We start from the raw sequence: 18,693 nt of genomic DNA, 5'->3' as shown, positions 1-18,693 counted from the left end.
AATGCGCCTTACATCGGATCAATCATCGAAACGATGTTAATTTGTATTTCAGCCGCGTGGAATATGCTGCACGATCTTGTCTATGAATCGCTAGAATCGAGCTATAGTCTGCGATTTTGTGATGTAGCCATGTTGACTCACGCTAAGGGTTTCTGCGTTCAAAAGGCGATTAGAAAGTTTTGTTTAATGACGCTTTCTATTGCCGCGATCGCACAAGTTTCAACGGCTGCGATCACGGCTGAGAGGCGTGTTTTGGCAGCAGTTTCATCAGGGTTTCCTGTAGTGCGATCGTCGCTGCTCAAACCAGATTTAAGTGTGCCTTGGTCACAGCCTGTGCAAGTCGTTGACCCATTTGAAGGAACTTATTTAGCAGTCTTTGATCAGAATTATTTTTCTCGATCGTTTGGCAATAAAAACAGTCAGGTCAAGGTCGTCAGCTTGTGGAGTCAAAACTCAGTCCGCTTGCTGTTGGCATATCGTGGGCGAGAGTGTGCGTCAGTCCGTGGGTCTTATGGGTTGCGGCTTCACACTAATTTTTTCAGATCTGATCGTGATCCTTTTCGGTTTTTTGATGATGACTTTGCCGATTCAGTTTGCATCACTTCTAGCGACACTCAGAAGATTGTCGACTTGTCGCTGAAACTGGGCGATCGCGTGTTTCGTCTCAAAGAAAAAGGTAATGCGTTTCTGGTTACTGAAGAGTTAGCCGCAGCGTTAAAAAATGCGCCAGAGAAGAATGTAAGAATTCGATTAATTGCAGATAATGGTGAGACGTTGGATAGTGAAATTGGCGTAGGAACGGTGAAAGCTTGGAAATCGATTTACTGATAACAAAATGATTTTTTACGTTGCAGAATGAGGGGATGTGGCTGTAGGGATAGTGCCCCCGTACATACCCCTGACGGAGGACAACCATAGGGGGATTGCCCCTAACCCATCTCTCTATGCAACAACGGACAAAAAAAGTGTGCCATTCTGCGAGGGTTTGATAGAGTCAAAGCAGGCGTTGGTGTGAACATGATGCACATTCTACATGGCACTTGGATTCCAGAAGACACAACTGACTTTGTACAGCGGGGCAACTTTTACCTGTGGGTGGAAACCCTAGAAAGCGTCAAACCGCGCAAATCAGAGCCTTTCCTGCATCCACATCACTTGCAGAAAGAGCCGCTGTCCATCTTTTTAACGCAGGAACTTGGACTAGATCTGACTCCGATCGCGATTAGCACAAAGCGCAACTCCGCAGGCACCGACAAACCCTTCTTTCTATTGCCGAGTGTAGATCAACATCCTTGTCCTTCGCCTGAATTGGCGCGATATCTCGAAACCGATTCGCCCGAAACTTGGGACTGGCAGTATTGGGCGATCGATTGCTATCGCTGTGTTGTTCCGATTAAGACCAGTGGCACTCAGAGTACTACTGTTCCCAATGTGATTAAACTCCTGAATGAGCTACATTTCCTGGCGTTGCACAATCTCGCAGATGTGCAATTTGGAGCAGATTTACTCTTTTGGTATCACTACACGCAATTCTTCAAGCATGTGATTCTCAACGATCGCTATATTCCGTCGCTGAAGTACCGATCGCTACCTATCCCAAAACGTAAAAGTAAATCTGCATCAGAGTTTGAACTATATCCGGGTTGGGAAATCCTATCGATGGATTATGAGTCTGAACTGGGACAATATGCTGAGTGGATGCCATTGTTGTGTACGACGGGCTTTCACACGTTGCCTACTCAGCCGCAGATGCACGATCGCGCTACTCTGCTTCGCCATTTCTCTGAAGTCATCCTCCACGAAATCATCACTCATACTCCAATCACGGCAGCCTTTGAGAAACAGATCGCAAACACTCTCATTAGCCGTTGTCTTCAAGGAGAAGCACCTCAACGTAATCAAGATTTAGAACAGTATCAGCAATGGCAAACCTGGCGCAACCGAATTGCTCAAAGTCAAGCTGACCTGCCCTTTCATCTGTGTTTCCAACTTCAGTCCCCTCCAGAATCAAATGATCCTTGGGTGCTGGAGTTCCAAGTTGCTGCACGGCAAGATCCCTCAGTCAAAGTGCCCTTGGCAGATTATTGGAACGCGCGATCGACCCAACAAAAAACACTGCTAAAACAGTTTGGACAAGACTTTGAACAACAGTTGTTAATGCAACTCGGTTACGCCGCACGAGTCTATCCTAAACTTTGGGCAGGACTTGATACCGATCGTCCGATCCAAATCTTACTCAGTCTCGAAGATGCCACTGCTTTTCTGCAAGAGACGGCTTGGGTGCTAGAAGATGCGGGCTATAAAGTGATTGTTCCGGCTTGGTGGACACCGCAAGGATGGAGACGAGCCAAAATCAGAATGCGGGCGGGTGGTCGCAAAGTGAGCGGCAGTAGCAAAAGTAAAAGCTATTTTTCAGCCGCATCTGTGATTGACTATCAATACGAGTTGTCGATCGATGGCGAACCTGTCAAAGAACAGGAATGGCAACAGCTTGTGCAATCAAAATCATCACTGGTGCAATTTCGCGGACAGTGGATTCAACTCGATAAAGATAAAATGCAGCAAATGCTAGAGTTCTGGAAAAAACACAAGAACGACAATCCAGAATTGAGCTTGCTTGACTTGATGAAATTATCCGCAGAAGGCAGCGACGGAATTGAATTAGAAGTGGCTTATGACTCTACTTTATCCACAATGTTGAGTCAACTCAACGATAAAAGTCAACTCGAAGTGTTGCCCGATCCCAAACAGTTAAATGGCACTTTGAGAGCCTATCAAAAACGAGGTGTCTCTTGGCTCCACTATCTCGAAAGTTTAGGATTAAACGGCTGTCTTGCAGATGATATGGGGATGGGCAAATCTTTTCAAGTGATTGCGCGGTTAGTGCAGGAACGGGAAGCACTACCGAAAACTCGTCAGAAGTCTTCGCCGATTCCGCCAACTTTGTTGATTGCGCCCACGTCGGTTGTTGGAAATTGGCAAAAGGAAATTGAAAAATTTGCACCACATTTACGATCGCTGCTCCATCACGGCAGCGATCGCGTTCAAACAGCCGAGGAGTTTCGACGGGCGATCGCAGACCACGACGTAATCATCACCTCTTACACTTTAATTCGCAAAGACATCACCTTTCTTTCAGCCATGACGTGGCAGCGAATCGTGATTGACGAAGCTCAAAACATCAAGAATCCCAAAGCCGCGCAAACCAAAGCGATTCTCAAACTTCCAGCGCGACACCGACTCGCATTAACCGGAACACCCGTAGAAAATCGGCTATTAGATTTATGGTCGATTCTCAACTTCCTCAACCCCGGCTATTTAGGCAAAGAAACGCAGTTTCGGCAAGCGTTTGAGACTCCGATTCAGAAGAACAACGATCGATTGAAATCGGCAGCCTTAAAGCAACTCGTCGAGCCGTTCATCCTCAGACGAGTGAAAACTGATCCCGCGATCATTCAAGATTTGCCGGATAAAGTTGAACAAAAACTCTTCTGCAATCTGACTAAAGAACAAGCCTCACTCTACGAAGCAGTCGTGAAAGATGTCGTGAAGCAGTTAGAAGATGCAGAAGGAATTCAGCGTAAGGGCATGATGTTGGCAACGTTAATGAAACTCAAACAGATTTGCAATCATCCGATGCAGTTTCTTCAAGATGGAAGCGAGTTTTCACCGGAGCGATCGCATAAACTCCAACGTCTCAGCGAAATGATTGAAGAAGCGATCGACGAAGGAGAAAGTTTACTCGTCTTCACTCAATTTGCAGAAATCGGAGCTGCATTGGAAAAATATCTCAAACACCAACGCTACAAAACATACTATCTACACGGAGGCACCGCTAGACCGAAACGCGAAAAAATGATTGCAGAGTTTCAAGATCCCGACACCGAACCATCGATCTTTATTCTGTCGCTCAAGGCAGGCGGAGTCGGGATTACACTCACTAAAGCGAATCATGTCTTTCACTTCGATCGCTGGTGGAATCCGGCAGTAGAAGATCAAGCCACCGATCGCGCCTTTCGGATTGGACAAAAGAAGAATGTCTTTGTGCATAAATTCGTGGCGATCGGCACCCTCGAAGAACGCATCGATCAAATGATTGAAGATAAAAAGAAACTCGCAGGTGCGATCGTCGGTTCTGATGAATCGTGGCTCACCGAACTGAACAACGAAGCTTTCAAACAACTGATTACCCTCAATCGTAAGACGGTATTGGAGTAAAGATCATGGCGCAATTATCCAAAACTTGGTGGGGCAACAAATTTATCACAGCGCTGGAAACATTCACCGATTCCGGGCGCTTGAGTCGAGGACGATCGTATCGCAATAGCGATCGCATTCGCAAACTCGATATCACCGATAGTGTGATTACTGCTGAAGTCCGAGGTAATGTGAATCCCTACTTTGGGGTATACAAAGAGCCGATTTATAAGACTGAGATTGTGGTGCATTCGATCAGTCCAGCCCAGTGGACGGCAGCGATCGCTTATATTGCCTCTAAAGCCAGTTTCATTTCTAAACTGTTGTTGAATGAGATGCCCGATAACATTGAGGATGCATTCACGCAACTGAATCTCAATCTGTTACCCAAATCGAAAAAAGATTTTAGCACCGATTGTTCTTGTCCTGACTACAGTAATCCTTGCAAACATATTGCAGGAGTTTACTATCGAGTTGCCGCAGAACTCGATCGCGATCCCTTTTTACTGTTTGAACTTCGGGGAATTTCTCGCGAAAAGCTGCGGTCTGAACTGGCAAAAACGCCCCTCGGACAAGCTCTTGCCGCCGAACTCGATATCCAAGCAACACCCTCTCGATCGACAGACTCGTTCTACACTCGACCCACTTTCCTGTCAGTACCTACCCAGACGACGGTAAAGGACTTCTGGCAAGGTGCTAAACCTTTACCGAAAGAGATTGAGCGTCCGCCTCAAAGCAGCGTCTCTGGAATTTTGGTGAAGAAGCAGGGAGATTTTCCGCCGTTTTGGAATAAAGATCAGTCGTTCGTTGCGGTAATGGAAGAAGTTTACGATCGTGTCAAATCCAAAAACAAAGACTTGCTTTGACCCATTTTCTTGATCTAGACTTATGACGAACATGAATCAGACTCATATAGCAATCCTATTTCAGGTGTGAGAGTGGGACAGGCTTCCAGCCTGTACGGGCAAGATGTCCATCCCACAATTCATTGGGGATTGATATACAATAAACATGATATGAATTCATGCTCTCTGCGATCGCTACACCGCAACAACAACTAGCAGCCAATCTGCGCCATTTCGCACCTTCTATCGGCTAAATCTAGCGCCAAGGAACTTTTATGAATTCCTCGCACCTGACGACAAATTCTGAATCAAACCTTGAAATCGCGACCCGCGCAAAGCTCAACTCCGCAAAAATCGCGAACCCGATTTCCTTTCCAGCCGTCACATCCAATCTGTCTGAAAACGTCATTCTCACTACTGTCGATGATCTCTATAACTGGGCAAGAATGTCCAGCCTATATCCCTTACTATTTGGAACGGCCTGCTGTTTCATTGAGTTTGCGGCGTTGATTGCGTCACGACATGACTTTGAGCGGTTTGGCATGTTTCCCCGCAGCAGCCCACGTCAAGCTGACCTGCTGATTACAGCGGGAACAATCACCATGAAAATGGCTCCGGCATTAGTTCGACTCTATGAACAAATGCCAGAACCTAAATATGTGATTGCAATGGGCGCTTGCACGATCACAGGCGGAATGTTTAGCGTTGATTCTCCAACAGCAGTGCGCGGAGTCGATAAGCTGATTCCAGTCGATATTTACTTGCCGGGATGTCCGCCACGACCGGAAGCGATTTTAGATGCAATTATCAAGCTGCGAAAAAAGATTGCGAATGAAAGTTTACAAGAGTATCGTCAAACTGAACCGACTCACCGCTATTACAGCCGAATGCACACAATGAGAGTTGTTCCGCCAATTCACACAGGACAATATTTAGCAGAAGAAACTCGTCAAGCTTCACCCTCAACCCTTGTTGCAGCCGAGCAGACCAACCCACTTCCCTTTGTAGAAGGTTTGCCCACGAAGCAAACGGAGCAAAGCTAGTGAGTCGAATTGTTGTCACCACGATCGGATCTTTTGGCAATCTACATCCCAAAATTGCGATCGCATATCATGCCGATTTGATTGACGCGACAAATCTATATGAGGACACGGCAGTGCCATGCCCATACAACAGTATGCTTTGATTACAACGCATTAGCAGGTTCTAAGCCCAACTCTAAAAGCAAGCGATCGCTATCCACATATTCGTCAACCATTTGACAGACACATTGAAACTTAATCGGCTCATGCAAGCGAACTTGACCAAACGCGCGATCCACGATTTCGACGGTAGATAGCGTATCTAAATCCACCGACAAAATCGGAATTTCTAAATCTTCAGCCCGACTGATAATGGTTTTTGAGGGCGGAATATGACCCGTCAGAATCAAGCATTGGGTTGACGTTTCAAGCGCCGCAAGTTGCAGATCAGTGCGATCGCCCCCCGTCACCACCGCCATGTTATGACGCGCTCGGAAGTATTTTAGGGCTGAGTTGACGTTCATTGCCCCGATCGTCAGGCTTTCAACCATTAAATCCATGCGATCGGCGCGACATAGCACCTCTGCTTTAAGCTGACGCACCAACTCACCGACGCTGACGCTGCGAAGCAGGTTGCTGCTAGGCATCACGCCAAATACTCTAATGCCCTGCTTTTCTAGAAAGGGCAGCATTAGCGTATTAATCACATTAATTTGGTCGCTAGACACATCATTGATGATCACGCCGAGGAGCCGATCGCCGAGTTGCTGCTTGGCTGAAATCAACCCATCTAGCAGCAGCAGTGAATGGAATCGAGCCACCAAAAGCACCGACGCATTAATGGTTTCAGCAACTTGAAGGATAGACAGGTCAAATAATTTGCCTTCGTCTAAGGTGCCTGAGCCTTCTAGAATCATCAGATCGCCCTGCTGCTGCTGGGCTTGTTGCGCTAGCAGTTCCTGGTAGTTGGTTTGATCCTCTTCAAGCAGCCGCTTTTGAACGGTTACGTTGTCGAGCGTTAACAGAGTCGGTTGCAGCCGATCTTTAGGAAGCTTTAAAGTTTGGGCAACAAACTGGACATCCCCATCATCGTCATCCATTTTAGATTGCCCCCAGCCGCCTGCGATCGGCTTTCCGTAGGCGATATCTAGCCCTCTGGCTTTGAGTTGATGAGCGATACCTAAAATCGTTGCTGACTTACCGCTGTAAGCTTCTAGCGATCCAATCAGTAAATGCTTCGCGGACTTTGGCACGTCCTGGCTCCGTTTAAATGCTTAGTGGGCAAAGGTCAAGTTAAACTACTGAGTAGCTCAATGCTTATTCTAGAGTGATACAAATACTTCTAGCTATAAAAAATAGCTGTAATCATGACTCTAAGCAAAACCTGCCTTACGTTTAAGAGAATTCAGTACCACTATTGTAATATTCGCCACACAATTACTGACGTTTCAACCACTACGGCTCAGTCTTCTAGTTTTAGCAGTTTGCGATAAAACGATTGAGAGAAATCAGCTAGACGAGAGCGCCTGAAGTTCATAATCACTTCGATCAAAAAATCGATGAATTCAAAATTTGCCATCAGCACTTCATAGCTCAGTTCAGCATTGCCGTCAAATTGGATGCGGCATCGGCAGAGATCGGCGGGCAGCGAAGAGACATTCCAGGTGGCGATGAAGGGAATGCTTTCACCTCCCTCGATTTTGCGTTGACCTTCTAGGGCACCTTTGTGATGCAGGCTGATGGCAAAGGGCAACATCTGTTTCTTGTTTGCCTGAGGATAGTAGGGGACATAGACCCCAACTTGCTGGGGAGGCGCGGGCTGTAGTTGCTCGATAGACATATGCTAAATTTACCTACTTCGTCAATCTGACCGGGCGTTTCTGGTGAATGAGAAAGGGTGGGAGGGCGCTTGCTAGTATGCCCCAAACTTTTCTCGGTCGCGCAATTGTTTATAGCACTCTATGGGGTTTGCTGCTAATTTCTGACGTTCGGGTCGGCTGTCTTCATGTAGTATTCAAATCGCGATCGCAGTTGCTCTGCGGTGAGTGATTGTGTCCAATATTCGGTGAGCGCGTGTCCAAATGCCCAAGCGTTGTGTTCTGGTGAGGCAGAATTTTCGATTAATAATCCCCAAATTGCCCCAAAGTCAAAACTGGGCGGATTGAGTTGGTCGGCGGTCAGCAGATTGAATAGGTCATAAGCGAGTTGCAGCTTACCAATTACGACCGGAAGCTGCTCAACTGGAATCTTCTCAGCGAGTAAAAGCGCCAGAGTGGGCGACCCGGTGGCTAACGTCGAGATGAAACTCAGCACGGGACTTTTGAGAAAAGCGGCTAGACCTTGGGTGGTTGCCATCTGAAAGGTGTAATGGTCGATAATTTTTGCCGCGCCGATCGTCCGGGCATCGAGATTTTTAAAGAAGCGAGCCAGACGAAGCTGCTTTGCAGGCGCGATCGAGTCCAAAATTGCCAGCGATAGCGCTTCTGTGCCCCAGGGTTGGCGGGTTTCACTGCCCGTCACAATCGGCAGCACTAGTGGACAGATTTGACCGAGAAGACTGGCTCGATATTGAGTGGCTTCTCGAATCGAGACTTCTTTAAGACGATCGCCGTGTTGCCAATCATAAGGCGGTTGCCATTCCCGAATCGGACGGAGCCGATCGACCTGAGTGACAATGGCGATCATCGGCAGATCTGAGATCTCAGACTGGAGGTCTTTGAGAAAATCTAAGTCCATCTGCAAGGCAGGATCGAGGGCAGGAGTCGCCAGCAAAACGAGATCGGCGTGGGCGGCATGATCAAGCACCTGATCGCGCAAGTCTTCTCGATCGATTTGCTCATAGCCAGGAGAATCCCACAGCGTCAATGTTTCTCCAGTGGCGGTTTGCCAGTGATAATCTTGAATGCGATCGGTGCTGGGCAGGGCATCGACTTCGGCTTGAGCTTCGATAAACAAGGTGTTGATCAGGCTACTTTTTCCGGCTCCGGTGCGACCCACTAAGAGCAAGTTAACGGGCGATTGTTCGACGGTTTGAGATGGATTCGCTTGTGAAATAATCTCTCGCAGGGTTTGCGTTTGAGCCTTGGGCAAGACTGGTTGGGCGAGCGGCATCTCCTCTAATCCAGGATTGGCACTGCCGCTGTAGAGCGCGATCGCTTGTCTGCCTAAATTTCTCAGAGTCGCTTCTCGCATCAGTTGGCTGAGATTAGACAATAGCTCTTGAGTGGCGCGGTTGCTGGTGCGCTGAGTGACCGTTTTAGCGATCGCCGCCGCCGGGTTGAGCAGCCACTGCGCCCAATTCCAGGCTTGCCAAATCTTACGGGCAGACGGTTCTAGCTTTTGATAAACCTCGTATGCCTGATAAGCTTGCCCGATCGTCACTTGATTTAATGCCGGAGTCAACCGCTGCATCCACTGATCGAGGTCGTCGATCGTGCCGCGCATCAGCTTATAAGCTTGGGGGATGTAGATGTTGAGCAGCGGCTGCTTAGTTTGAGGATAGTAGACCTGAGCGATGTCGCTGATCAAAGTCTGGCAGCGTTGCCAAAATACGTTCCAGTCTTCCCAGAGCGCGGGATCGGTGCGAGAGACTTGCAGGGTGTTTTGAAGCGCTGCTTCGGCTTGTTGAAACGACGTATTGGCAGGCTCAGTGGTGGGTGTTTCTGTCTGCAAGTCGGCAGAGAGTTCGGTGACAATGGCTTCGACTTGGGCGAGGGCGGGCTGAGTCCATTTCACCAAAAGCCAGCGCCAGCCCACAAGACTTAAGCCGACGATCGCCCAGATCCAGCTAATGCCCCAGGCGTGAATTTGAAACCCAGCGGCGATCAGCAGAAAACTAGCGACGAACGCGATCGGCAATCCTAAAACTGCCCACTGCCAAAGTTTGAGGCGCACCATAATAGTTGACCAATAAAATGGGTACAACGGAGAGACTTGCTCTATTTTGTACCTAATATCAGTGTGTAGGAAATCCAATCTGCGGCATTGCAGAATGAGGAAATGAAATGATTGTAGGGGTAGCGCCCCCGTGCCTACCCTTGACTCACGGAATAACGAAAGATGGAGAAATACGGGAGAATATGGAGAATATGGAGGGCAACCACGGGGGGATTGCCCCTACCTAAATCATTTGTCCATTTTAGGAATGTCGGGAATCTAATCTGATAGAGGATGATAGCGGCAGGAAGATCAGATACATTCGGAGTCTTGTTAGTCGCTACCGTTGTCTGAATGATTTCGTCACGATCGCGCCCAAATCATCCCCATTGGATCGGCATCGCTTTAGCCTTTTATGCCTTTATTTCGATCGGCATTGCTGAAGGCGGATTAGGAGTGTTGCTGCCTTCGATTCTGGAAACTTATCATCTGACCCCAGCAACGGTGACGGTTTTGTTTATCAGTCAAGTGACGGGATATGCGATCGGGTTTCTCGCAAGTGTCGGCAGTTTAGGTTCTGCGTCGATTCCAACAATCGTGGGGTGGGTTGCCGATCGAGCAGGGTTAGAAATCATTCCCGCTTTTTTGGTGCCGTTGGCGATCGTGATGATTGGGCTGCATCGCTGGTTAGTCCACCATTCGCCGTCTGAACAAGTGCTACCATAGCCGCCCATAGCATCCTAAATGAATTGTGGGATGGGCATCTTGCTCGTACAGGCTGGAAGCCTTTTCCACTCTGGCAATTGAAATAGGATTGCTATAGCTTGACAAACACGATTTGTCAAAAGTTCTGTCAAAACTGAGCATCGCTCGCAAGCTTATCGATTGGTTTGTTGCTCAAGAAACGTGATCAAAGTGGCGCGATCGGGCAGTGAAGATTGTGCCCCTGGTTTTGTGGTGGCGAGTGCCCCGGCTGCGGCTCCCCAAGTCATGGCTTCTCGAAGCGGTTTTCCTGCTGCAAGCGCGGCAGCGAGTCCTCCATTAAAAGCATCTCCGGCGGCTACGGTGTCGATCGCCGCTACCTGAAACGCCGGAAAAAAGAATGCTTCGTCGGGCGTGGCACAAAATCCGCCTTTTGCCCCTAATTTGATCACAACGGTTTTGACTCCGCGCTGCTGCAAAATGGTGGCTGCCTCGGCAACCAAAGCCGGACTCTCGATCGGAAACCCTACCAGTTGTTCGGCTTCTCCTTCATTTGGGGTCAAAATGTCGATTAGGGGATAGAGTTCGATCGGCAAGTCAGACCGTGCAGGAGCCGGATCGAGAATCACCCGGACTCCTGATTTTTTGGCAGCTTGAGCGGCGGCTTTGACGGCTGCGATCGGAATCTCTAACTGTAACAACAGTGAATCTGCTCCGGTTAAGTGAGATGACAATCTTTCGACATCAGACTCATTCACCCGTCCGTTTGCACTCGGAATCACAACGATCGTGTTTTCACCCTCATCATCGACTGCAATCAGGGCAACACCAGAGCTAACCGAATCATCCACTAAAATATCTTCTATTTGAATCTTTGCGGATTGTAGACTTTGCAAAAGTTCTTGTCCAAAGCGATCGTTTCCGACTCGCCCAATCATCACCGTTGGAATGTCTAGACGTGCGATCGCAACTGCCTGATTCGCTCCTTTTCCACCTGGAACGGTTGAGAAACTGTGACCTGTTAACGTTTCACCGGGTCTTGGTAGGCGAGGGGTTTTCGCGACCAAATCCATGTTGATGCTGCCGAAGACGACTACGTGAGGAAGAGACATAGGATTTTGAATTTGGATCTAAAATCAAGATTAGGTCATTCCATCCACAGATTTTCACGCTTCCTTATCCAAAATTCAATTATGCTGCTGGGCATTGATTTAGGAACAAGTTCGGTGAAGGCGGTGTTGCTGGGCAATGATGGCAAAATCATTGCTGAATCGTCGAGTCGCTATTTGGTGCAAACGCCTAAACCGGGATGGGCGGAGATCAATCCGTTAGATTGGTGGGCATCGGTGGCGATCGCCGTTAAGTCTGCGGTTCAAGATCACCGAAAACATGTTCGAGCGATCGGGCTATCGGGGCAGATGCACGGAGTCGTCTTGACCGATGCAAACGCCCAACCGCTCTACCCGGCAATTCTTTGGGCAGATACGCGATCGAGCGAAATGCTCTACGCCTATCACGCGATCGGGTCGGGTCTGCACTCTAAACTCGCCAACCCAATCACGACCGGAATGGCAGGAACGAGTTTGCTCTGGTTTCGCAAATATGAACGAGATATTTACACCAACGCTCGATGGGCACTTCAGCCGAAAGATTGGCTGCGATTTCGTCTGACGGGAGAAGTCGCCACAGACCCCTCCGACGCATCAGGCACACTGCTTTATAACGGGTGCGACCTCCATCCGATACATTGGAAAAAACCGATTACCTTTTGCTCCATAAGGGTTTTGAGTGCCTGTAAAATTGATCAATGAATAATCAAAAAGACTACTGTGAAATCGTTCAAAAACCTTATCAGCAGGAGGCTTGAGTCACTTTAGTATCAGGTAGAGGTCGCACCCTTTATAACGTCAGCAAAGACCGCTGGTCATCCACCATCATCGATGCGTTGAATCTGCGATCGGATTGGCTTCCTAAACTAATTCCGTCTAGCAGTATTGCGGGACATCTAACCCCCGAAGCCTCAGAACATCTAGACTTGCCTCCTGGTTTGCCTGTAGTCACTGGAGCCGCCGACACAGCCGCCGCTCTTCTCGGAAGTGGTGTTGTGAATCCGGGAGTAGTGCAACTGACGATCGGAACAGGTGCCCAAATCGTTAGCCTTCGCGATCAGCCGATCGCTGATCCTCGAAAACACACTCATTTGTATCGATCGGCGTTGCCTCAACAGTGGTATGCACTCGCCGCCATCCAAAATGCTGGCTTGGCATTGGAATGGGTGCGCGATATGTTGGGTCTGACGTGGCAGCAAGTCTATACTCAAGCGTTTGCCGTTCCTGCGGGGTGTGAAGGACTGACGTTTTTACCTTATTTGACCGGAGAGCGAACGCCGCATCTTGATCCTAATGCGCGAGGTGCCTGGGTTGGTTTGGGGCTGCACCACTCCCGATCGCACTTAATGCGGGCGGCGCTAGAAGGCGTTGCGTTTTCGCTGAAGCAAGGTTTAGAGGCAATGACGGCGATCAACATTTCGGTGCCAGCGCTCAATCTGACAGGCGGCGGTACGATCGATCCTGTATGGCAACAACTGATTGCAGATGTGCTGCAAGTGCCGCTTCATCCTCTAACTATGTCTGCGGCTTCTAGTCGAGGGGCGGCAATTTTAGCAGGGTTAGGAACGGAGATCTACCGCAGCCTTTCTACTGTTCCCAAGCTGGAGGCGGGTTACGATCGAGTCATTACTCCAAACACTGTCACCCCAGAGCTAGAAGCTGCTTGGCATCGTTACCAATCGCTCTATTCTCCCTTGCATGACTGGAGGCGCGCTCAATAATCGTTCCAGGGAAGCGATCGCCCTGCCTGTTCCATCCATTCATGCCTTAATTCAGTGTCATCTACAGTTAATTCGTTCTATTGACCTGTCTATTCGTTCTATTGACCCGTCTATTCAGTGTTTTGCACAGTCAATTCGTTCTATTGACTCGTCAATTCAGTATTTTGCACAGTCAATTCCTTCTATCGACTCGTCTATCGATAGTTGAATGTCCTCATCTCGGCTTCAGGTACTTTCAGCGGCTGCGGCTCTGATTTTTTGGATCGCTTCAAGTCTGGAGGTTTGAGCGATCAGAACGCATTCGGTTAAGACACTGATATCGAGACGCTTTAGGTGAGGTAACTCGCTGCGCTCGATTCGCTCATACTCATTTTCTCGCAAGTGATGTAGGCTAAATAATCCATCTTCCCAAAACCAAACTTCAGGCATTTCAAGCGCTCTATATCGATCTAATTTGTTGGGGCCGCCACTGGTGAAGATGACTTCGATCGACAAATCTGGCTTAGACTTCAAGTCTCCGATGCAATAAGATTCGTCTGCTTGTGCCGATACGATTCCCTTTCTCTCTTGAGTCATTGCGCCTGTAGGAGCGAACTCAACGCCGATTTCAGCAAAGAAAACACTAATGAGTAGCCCAATTACTCGGCTGAAAAATTCGTGGTCTTGCCCTAGCATAAGAATCTCGATCGTACCATCGTAGTAATATAGCCGCACCCCTGGAGAATCTTCAAACCCTTGTTCGATCAGCTTAAATTGTTCCCACGTCCGCCCGTGGTGAATGAGGTGCTGATCGGTTGAGTGGCGAACAAGCAGTTGCGTCATGGCAGGTTCAAACTCTGTGGTTGCATTATAGCTTTGACTGAAGGGCGAGAGCGTATGCTGGTTTGCGGCAGCTTTCCCACAAATCATCTATGTAAGCTGGCGATCGCTTCTAAAATGAAGAGTAGGATAATTTGCTAGTTTGGACAGAACGACAATCTTATGTCTTACCAAATCAACGTTGTGATTGAGAAAGATGCGAGTGGCTACTATGCTTACTGTCCGCAGCTTAAAGGTTGCCAAACGCAAGGAGACACTTTGGAAGAAGTGCAAGCCAATATCAAAGAAGCCGTCGAACTTTATCTAGAAACCCTTTCTGAAACTGAGGGGAGAGAGAAGCATTAAGTAGATGATGGAAGCGATCGATCTCGATGAGCAGGATGATACAGGACAGGCCTTGGAGTGAAGAAGGTAACGACGCATAGCGCATTTAGCGATCGCATCAATGAGTAAAAATTCAGGGCAATCTTAAGGCTTCGTGAATTCTATAGAGAAAGGTTAGAATTCAGTCTAGTCCTCGCCGTTAGATGTAGATTTTGCCATGACGATCGCCCCCAATGTTGAGCTTACCTTTACGTTTCAAGACCCGGATCTTAGCCCTGAAAAGCAGGAAAAACTGACGCAAACTCTCTGGCAACAGATGCGATCGCTAGAAGGCGTTAAGGTCGATCGCGTTGCCGACCCCAATCCACCCGAAGGAAACCGCGCTCTGGGTGCGTTTCTCTGGGGGTTGCTGCAAGCGGAAGTGAGTGTTGCCAGCCTCAAAAACTTATTTGGATTTGTGGGCGATCGATTGGGAAACAAACCGATCAAAATTAAAGCCAAGTTTGCCGATGGTCGAGAAATAGAGCTTGAAGTCAGCAGTCGCGAAGAACTGGCGGCGGCTGAAGAAACGATTAAGCGGCTCTCGCAGTCGATGTAACCCTATGGCAAAAGTTGCGCTGTTGATTGGGGTGAGTGAATATGAGCCGGGGTTAAACCCATTGCCTGCGGCGGCGAACGATGTCGAGGCAATGCGGCGGGTTTTGCAACATCCAGAGATTGGCGGATTCGATCGGGTGACACCGCTTCAAAATCCTGATTTGCTGACGATGCAAAATGAAATTTCGACCTTGTTCGACAATTGCCATGAAGATGATCTGCTGCTGCTCTATTTTTCTGGGCATGGCATCACGGATGAGTTTGGCAAGTTCTATTTCACCAATTGCAGCACCCGAAAAAATTCGCAAGGCAAGCTCAACAAAGGAACGGCTGTTCCGGCTAGTTTTGTGCATGATGTGATGGAAAACTGCACCTCTAATCGCCAGGTTGTGATTTTAGATTGTTGCAACAGTGGCGCGTTTGGCGAGGGCATGATTGCTAGAGATGCAGAAGGGGCGATCGACTTTAAGCAGCAGTTGGGCGGCGAAGGTCGGATTGTGCTTACGTCGTCTTCGGCGGTGGAATATTCGTTTGAGCGCAAGGGAGAAGAGTTAGCGGTCTATACTCGCTATTTGGTCGAAGGCATTGAAACTGGGGCGGCGGATCTCGATCGCGATGGCAAGGTTTCGGTCAATGAGTTGCACGATTGTGCCAAAGCTAGAGTGAGCAAAGCCGCTCCTTCGATGCGTCCTCAGCGATATATTCTGCAAGAGGGTGAGAAAATCTTTCTGGCAAATGCGCCGATTAGTGATCCAAAGTTGCTGTATCGATCGACGGTTGAGGAATTTAGCCAAGACGGAATCATTCGTCCTGCTGGGCGGCGTGTGTTGAATCGGCGATCGCAGTCTCTCAACCTCACGATCGCAGAAGCCGCCGCGATCGAGGCTGAAGTTTTAGAACCTTATCTCCAGCATCAGCGCAATTTGCAGGAATATGAAGAGGTTTTGCAAGAAGAGATTGCGATCGAGTCTCCGTTAAGCGATCGGACTCGTCAAGAACTCAAAGCCTTGCAAAAAGATCTCAATCTCACGGATGAAAATGTGGGCGCGATCGAGCAGCGCGTCCTTAAATCTCGCCCTGCTCCTCCACCAGTTGAGCCTTCTATTCCTCGTCCTGCTCCACCAACCCCGCGAACTGTCTCAACGTTCGAGTTTGATATTGTCACCTTAGAAGTGCAGCAGAAATCGGGCTTGTTTGGGCAGAAGAAATTGACAACTCAAACTCGTCCCGGTCGTGCTGAATATTTTACAGAAGACTTTCTCAAGCTAGATATGGTCTCGATTCCGGGCGGCTCATTTACGATGGGTTCGATGGAGTATGACGGTGAAAAGCCACCGCATAAGGTGACGATCGCACCCTTCTTCATGAGCAAGTATCCGATCACTCAGGCGCAGTGGAGCGTGATCGCAAGTCTCCCCAAAATCAATCTTGATCTCGATCCCGACCCGTCAAACTTCAAAGGAGCAAATCGACCTGTTGAACAAGTGTCTTGGGATGAGGTCGTTGAGTTTTGCGATCGCATCTCCCAAAAAACTGAGAAAACCTATCGTCTACCCAGCGAAGCCGAATGGGAATACGCTTGCCGCGCAGGAACGACAACGCCGTTTCATTTTGGGGAAACGATTACAACAGATTTGGTAAATTACGACGGCAACGAGACTTATGGCGATTCTCCCAAAGGAGTTTACCGAAAACAAACAACGGATGTAGGCAGCTTTCCGCCTAATGCGTTTGGGCTATATGATACGCACGGAAACGTTTGGGAGTGGTGTGCTGATCCTTGGCATGAGAATTATGACAATGCTCCTGCTGATGGTCGGGTTTGGGAACTGGATAGCGATCGCGAAAATACACTTCGTCTGCTGCGCGGCGGATCTTGGAGCAACAACCCTATCTTCTGCCGTTCTGCGTATCGCAACAGGACTAGGCGCGATGACCGCAACAACAACATCGGTTTTCGCGTCCTCCTCCCTGCTCCCAGGACTCCTTAAACCCTGCCCATGCAGGCAAATTGTACGGGCAATTCCCCTGTAGTTGCCCCTTAAACCATCGGGTAAACGAACCCCTCAGCGCTGGTTCTTTGAAGACATTCGTGTGAGGGAAATGGTTGGGCGATCGTACGTCAAAAATTGGAGGGAGGATGGTTGGGCGATCGTAGATTAGAGATATTCGTGGGTGCGATGGTGGCACGGGCAGGCGCGGGGGCACTGCCCCTACGATGGTGGTGACGTGTTGATGGGTTGATGGGCATTGGATTTCAATATTTTTTGCGGTGCGCGATCGCTGGTTGATTCACGATCGCAACTCTCGCAGAAAGCATCACAGTTTCTCATCACGCTCAACCTGCGCTAAACTCTTATCTACTGTGCAGATTCAATCTCAGACAGGAGTGAACCAGTTGGCAGACATTATTGCTGTGATCCGCAATCAGCAAGGTGCAGGGATGTCCTCCATTGATGGCGAACTCGTTTTGATCTTGCTGACTTCAGACAGAGCTTTTGTTGACCAGCAACCTGTAATGCTACGGTCTGCGATCGCGATCTTTGCAAATCTTGCTCCTGGTCATTACGCTGTCATTGCCCGTCACCCTTCGCTATCTCCAACAGAAGCTGTTCAAGATATTTTGTTAGGGAGCAACTTGATGATTGGTGTAAAATTTATCTATTCCGAAACAGAACGGCAATTGGTCAGGATTGAAGTACAGGAGGAAAGTTTAGATGTCTGAGCCACATCACTACGCTATTGATCCTGAGTCGCTTCAAGGATGCCGTCTCCGAGTTTTATTTCACACCAAAGAACTGCAACAAGAACAGGACCCGATCGTTCGCGCCAATATTGCCCAATATTTAGCCGATGCAGCCGCGACACTTGCTGAATTGGAAGCCGAAGAAGCGCGAAAAGTGGCTTGAGCATCTCAGCGATTATCTCTCCGTAAATTGGAGATCGCCCATCTGTTCGCGATCGCAAATGTTCAGAAAGCATCACAGTCTTTTCATCAAACTCAAACTGCGGCGCTATTTGCCTCTCCACACTTGGAAACTCAAGCTCTGGCTTCACCCTCCATCTCTGCCCTTCACCTGAGCAGGAGGAGCCGTTGCCTCGACTGCCGTAAACGACTCCAAGATTTTGTAGGTGTGAGACGCGCCTTGAGGCACTACCCAAGAGCTTCCTGGCTCTAGCAAAACCATCTGTCCTTCAATGTGCAATTCTGCTCGACCTTGGATCACATATCCCACAGTTTCATAGTCTCGTTGAGTGTTGGGCTTTGCCTCGCTGGGTTGCTCATTTTCCCAAAGCCGCATCGAAACTTGCTTGCCCGATGCTAAATATTTTTGACCCATATCACCGTGGGGCGAGGACTGGGCATCGACTTTTTTGACGCTTGTGTCAGCCATGAGATTCCTAGAGTTAATCTTGATCTAAAGGAATACTAGACCGTTAGGAGTAGGCTTTCGTCTAACTTTGGTAGACAATGCATTTC

General features: G+C 48.6%; 19 protein-coding genes. 13 read left to right on the top strand and 6 right to left on the bottom strand.

Features of this window, described 5'->3' with window-relative positions:
- The first annotated feature begins 33 nt into the window (after positions 1–33).
- From C7B65_RS01160 to C7B65_RS27585, 5 genes are all read left to right on the top strand, one after another.
- The gene (locus C7B65_RS01160) at positions 34–828 is read left to right on the top strand and encodes a hypothetical protein (RefSeq protein ID WP_143161984.1); all 795 of its coding nucleotides are present in this window, start codon (positions 34–36) and stop codon (positions 826–828) included.
- A 189-nt stretch (positions 829–1,017) separates the two neighbouring features.
- Positions 1,018–4,218: a DEAD/DEAH box helicase gene (locus tag C7B65_RS01155; protein ID WP_244913138.1), complete on the top strand. Its 3,201-nt coding sequence runs from the start codon at positions 1,018–1,020 to the stop codon at positions 4,216–4,218.
- Positions 4,219–4,223: 5 nt separating this feature from the next.
- A complete protein-coding gene (locus C7B65_RS01150; protein ID WP_073069072.1) occupies positions 4,224–5,063 on the top strand; it encodes an SWIM zinc finger family protein in 840 nt (279 codons plus the stop codon).
- Positions 5,064–5,317: 254 nt separating this feature from the next.
- On the top strand, positions 5,318–6,085 hold the full coding sequence (nuoB, locus tag C7B65_RS01145) for an NADH-quinone oxidoreductase subunit NuoB (RefSeq protein WP_083582604.1): 768 nt from the start codon (positions 5,318–5,320) through the stop codon (positions 6,083–6,085).
- Positions 6,085–6,228 (top strand): hypothetical protein, encoded by a 144-nt coding sequence (locus C7B65_RS27585; RefSeq protein WP_181314310.1) that lies wholly within the window; start codon positions 6,085–6,087, stop codon positions 6,226–6,228. Before nuoB ends, C7B65_RS27585 begins: the two co-directional genes overlap by 1 nt.
- Here C7B65_RS27585 and C7B65_RS01140 read toward each other — a convergent pair whose 3' ends face one another.
- From C7B65_RS01140 to C7B65_RS29505, 3 genes are all read right to left on the bottom strand, one after another.
- Positions 6,229–7,317, bottom strand: a complete 1,089-nt coding sequence (locus C7B65_RS01140) for a phosphotransacetylase family protein (protein WP_073069071.1) — start codon at positions 7,315–7,317, stop codon at positions 6,229–6,231.
- A gap of 209 nt (positions 7,318–7,526) precedes the next feature.
- Positions 7,527–7,904 (bottom strand): type IV pilus biogenesis protein EbsA, encoded by a 378-nt coding sequence (gene ebsA, locus C7B65_RS01135; protein WP_073069070.1) that lies wholly within the window; start codon positions 7,902–7,904, stop codon positions 7,527–7,529.
- A gap of 134 nt (positions 7,905–8,038) precedes the next feature.
- Positions 8,039–9,175: a GTPase family protein gene (locus C7B65_RS29505; RefSeq protein ID WP_397428383.1), complete on the bottom strand. Its 1,137-nt coding sequence runs from the start codon at positions 9,173–9,175 to the stop codon at positions 8,039–8,041.
- 1,119 nt (positions 9,176–10,294) lie between these two features.
- Here C7B65_RS29505 and C7B65_RS28270 point away from each other — a divergent pair.
- A complete protein-coding gene (locus tag C7B65_RS28270) occupies positions 10,295–10,666 on the top strand; it encodes a hypothetical protein (protein ID WP_073069068.1) in 372 nt (123 codons plus the stop codon).
- 152 nt (positions 10,667–10,818) lie between these two features.
- On the opposite strand, the gene rbsK is transcribed toward C7B65_RS28270, so the two are convergent.
- Positions 10,819–11,754, bottom strand: coding sequence for a ribokinase (rbsK, locus tag C7B65_RS01120; RefSeq protein WP_073069067.1), 936 nt, complete (start codon positions 11,752–11,754; stop codon positions 10,819–10,821).
- A gap of 81 nt (positions 11,755–11,835) precedes the next feature.
- Between rbsK and C7B65_RS01115 the strand changes: the two genes are divergently transcribed.
- Positions 11,836–12,453 (top strand): FGGY family carbohydrate kinase, encoded by a 618-nt coding sequence (locus C7B65_RS01115; RefSeq protein ID WP_073069066.1) that lies wholly within the window; start codon positions 11,836–11,838, stop codon positions 12,451–12,453.
- A gap of 122 nt (positions 12,454–12,575) precedes the next feature.
- Positions 12,576–13,472 (top strand): FGGY-family carbohydrate kinase, encoded by an 897-nt coding sequence (locus C7B65_RS01110; protein WP_083582602.1) that lies wholly within the window; start codon positions 12,576–12,578, stop codon positions 13,470–13,472.
- A gap of 225 nt (positions 13,473–13,697) precedes the next feature.
- Here the strand turns inward: C7B65_RS01110 and C7B65_RS01105 are convergent, their stop codons facing one another.
- Positions 13,698–14,381, bottom strand: coding sequence for a Uma2 family endonuclease (locus C7B65_RS01105; RefSeq protein WP_280523169.1), 684 nt, complete (start codon positions 14,379–14,381; stop codon positions 13,698–13,700).
- Between the two features lie 72 nt (positions 14,382–14,453).
- On the opposite strand from C7B65_RS01105, the gene C7B65_RS01100 reads away from it, so the two are divergent.
- The 5 genes from C7B65_RS01100 to C7B65_RS01080 all read left to right on the top strand — a co-directional run bounded on the left by C7B65_RS01100 (position 14,454) and on the right by C7B65_RS01080 (position 18,121).
- A complete protein-coding gene (locus C7B65_RS01100) occupies positions 14,454–14,636 on the top strand; it encodes a type II toxin-antitoxin system HicB family antitoxin (RefSeq protein ID WP_073069064.1) in 183 nt (60 codons plus the stop codon).
- A 196-nt stretch (positions 14,637–14,832) separates the two neighbouring features.
- Positions 14,833–15,213, top strand: coding sequence for a hypothetical protein (locus tag C7B65_RS01095; protein WP_073069063.1), 381 nt, complete (start codon positions 14,833–14,835; stop codon positions 15,211–15,213).
- 4 nt (positions 15,214–15,217) lie between these two features.
- Positions 15,218–17,203: a caspase, EACC1-associated type gene (locus C7B65_RS01090; RefSeq protein ID WP_073069062.1), complete on the top strand. Its 1,986-nt coding sequence runs from the start codon at positions 15,218–15,220 to the stop codon at positions 17,201–17,203.
- Positions 17,204–17,484: 281 nt separating this feature from the next.
- Positions 17,485–17,937 carry a hypothetical protein gene (locus C7B65_RS01085; RefSeq protein WP_073069061.1) on the top strand — a complete coding sequence of 151 codons (453 nt, stop codon included), beginning with the start codon at positions 17,485–17,487 and terminating at the stop codon, positions 17,935–17,937.
- On the top strand, positions 17,930–18,121 hold the full coding sequence (locus C7B65_RS01080) for a hypothetical protein (RefSeq protein ID WP_073069060.1): 192 nt from the start codon (positions 17,930–17,932) through the stop codon (positions 18,119–18,121). Before C7B65_RS01085 ends, C7B65_RS01080 begins: the two co-directional genes overlap by 8 nt.
- A 144-nt stretch (positions 18,122–18,265) precedes the next feature.
- On the opposite strand, the gene C7B65_RS01075 is transcribed toward C7B65_RS01080, so the two are convergent.
- Positions 18,266–18,607, bottom strand: coding sequence for a cupin domain-containing protein (locus C7B65_RS01075; protein ID WP_073069059.1), 342 nt, complete (start codon positions 18,605–18,607; stop codon positions 18,266–18,268).
- Positions 18,608–18,693: the final 86 nt, after the last annotated feature.

This window comes from Phormidesmis priestleyi ULC007 (assembly GCF_003003695.1).
GTDB lineage: Bacteria > Cyanobacteriota > Cyanobacteriia > Leptolyngbyales > Leptolyngbyaceae > Phormidesmis_A > Phormidesmis_A priestleyi_A.
Note: the sequence above shows the minus strand (reverse complement) of the source record. Positions and strands in the feature narration are given on the sequence as shown.

Bases quoted from the DNA above. Each gene is read 5' to 3' on its own strand.
- C7B65_RS01160 (WP_143161984.1), top strand. From the start codon at position 34: ATGTTAATTTGTATTTCAGCCGCGTGGAATATGCTGCACGATCTTGTC.
- C7B65_RS01155 (WP_244913138.1), top strand. From the start codon at position 1,018: ATGATGCACATTCTACATGGCACTTGGATTCCAGAAGACACAACTGAC.
- C7B65_RS01150 (WP_073069072.1), top strand. From the start codon at position 4,224: ATGGCGCAATTATCCAAAACTTGGTGGGGCAACAAATTTATCACAGCG.
- nuoB (WP_083582604.1), top strand. From the start codon at position 5,318: ATGAATTCCTCGCACCTGACGACAAATTCTGAATCAAACCTTGAAATC.
- ebsA (WP_073069070.1), bottom strand. From the start codon at position 7,904: ATGTCTATCGAGCAACTACAGCCCGCGCCTCCCCAGCAAGTTGGGGTC.
- C7B65_RS29505 (WP_397428383.1), bottom strand. From the start codon at position 9,175: ATGCCGCTCGCCCAACCAGTCTTGCCCAAGGCTCAAACGCAAACCCTG.
- C7B65_RS28270 (WP_073069068.1), top strand. From the start codon at position 10,295: ATGATTTCGTCACGATCGCGCCCAAATCATCCCCATTGGATCGGCATC.
- rbsK (WP_073069067.1), bottom strand. From the start codon at position 11,754: ATGTCTCTTCCTCACGTAGTCGTCTTCGGCAGCATCAACATGGATTTG.
- C7B65_RS01115 (WP_073069066.1), top strand. From the start codon at position 11,836: ATGCTGCTGGGCATTGATTTAGGAACAAGTTCGGTGAAGGCGGTGTTG.
- C7B65_RS01105 (WP_280523169.1), bottom strand. From the start codon at position 14,381: ATGATTTGTGGGAAAGCTGCCGCAAACCAGCATACGCTCTCGCCCTTC.
- C7B65_RS01100 (WP_073069064.1), top strand. From the start codon at position 14,454: ATGTCTTACCAAATCAACGTTGTGATTGAGAAAGATGCGAGTGGCTAC.
- C7B65_RS01095 (WP_073069063.1), top strand. From the start codon at position 14,833: ATGACGATCGCCCCCAATGTTGAGCTTACCTTTACGTTTCAAGACCCG.
- C7B65_RS01090 (WP_073069062.1), top strand. From the start codon at position 15,218: ATGGCAAAAGTTGCGCTGTTGATTGGGGTGAGTGAATATGAGCCGGGG.
- C7B65_RS01080 (WP_073069060.1), top strand. From the start codon at position 17,930: ATGTCTGAGCCACATCACTACGCTATTGATCCTGAGTCGCTTCAAGGA.
- C7B65_RS01075 (WP_073069059.1), bottom strand. From the start codon at position 18,607: ATGGCTGACACAAGCGTCAAAAAAGTCGATGCCCAGTCCTCGCCCCAC.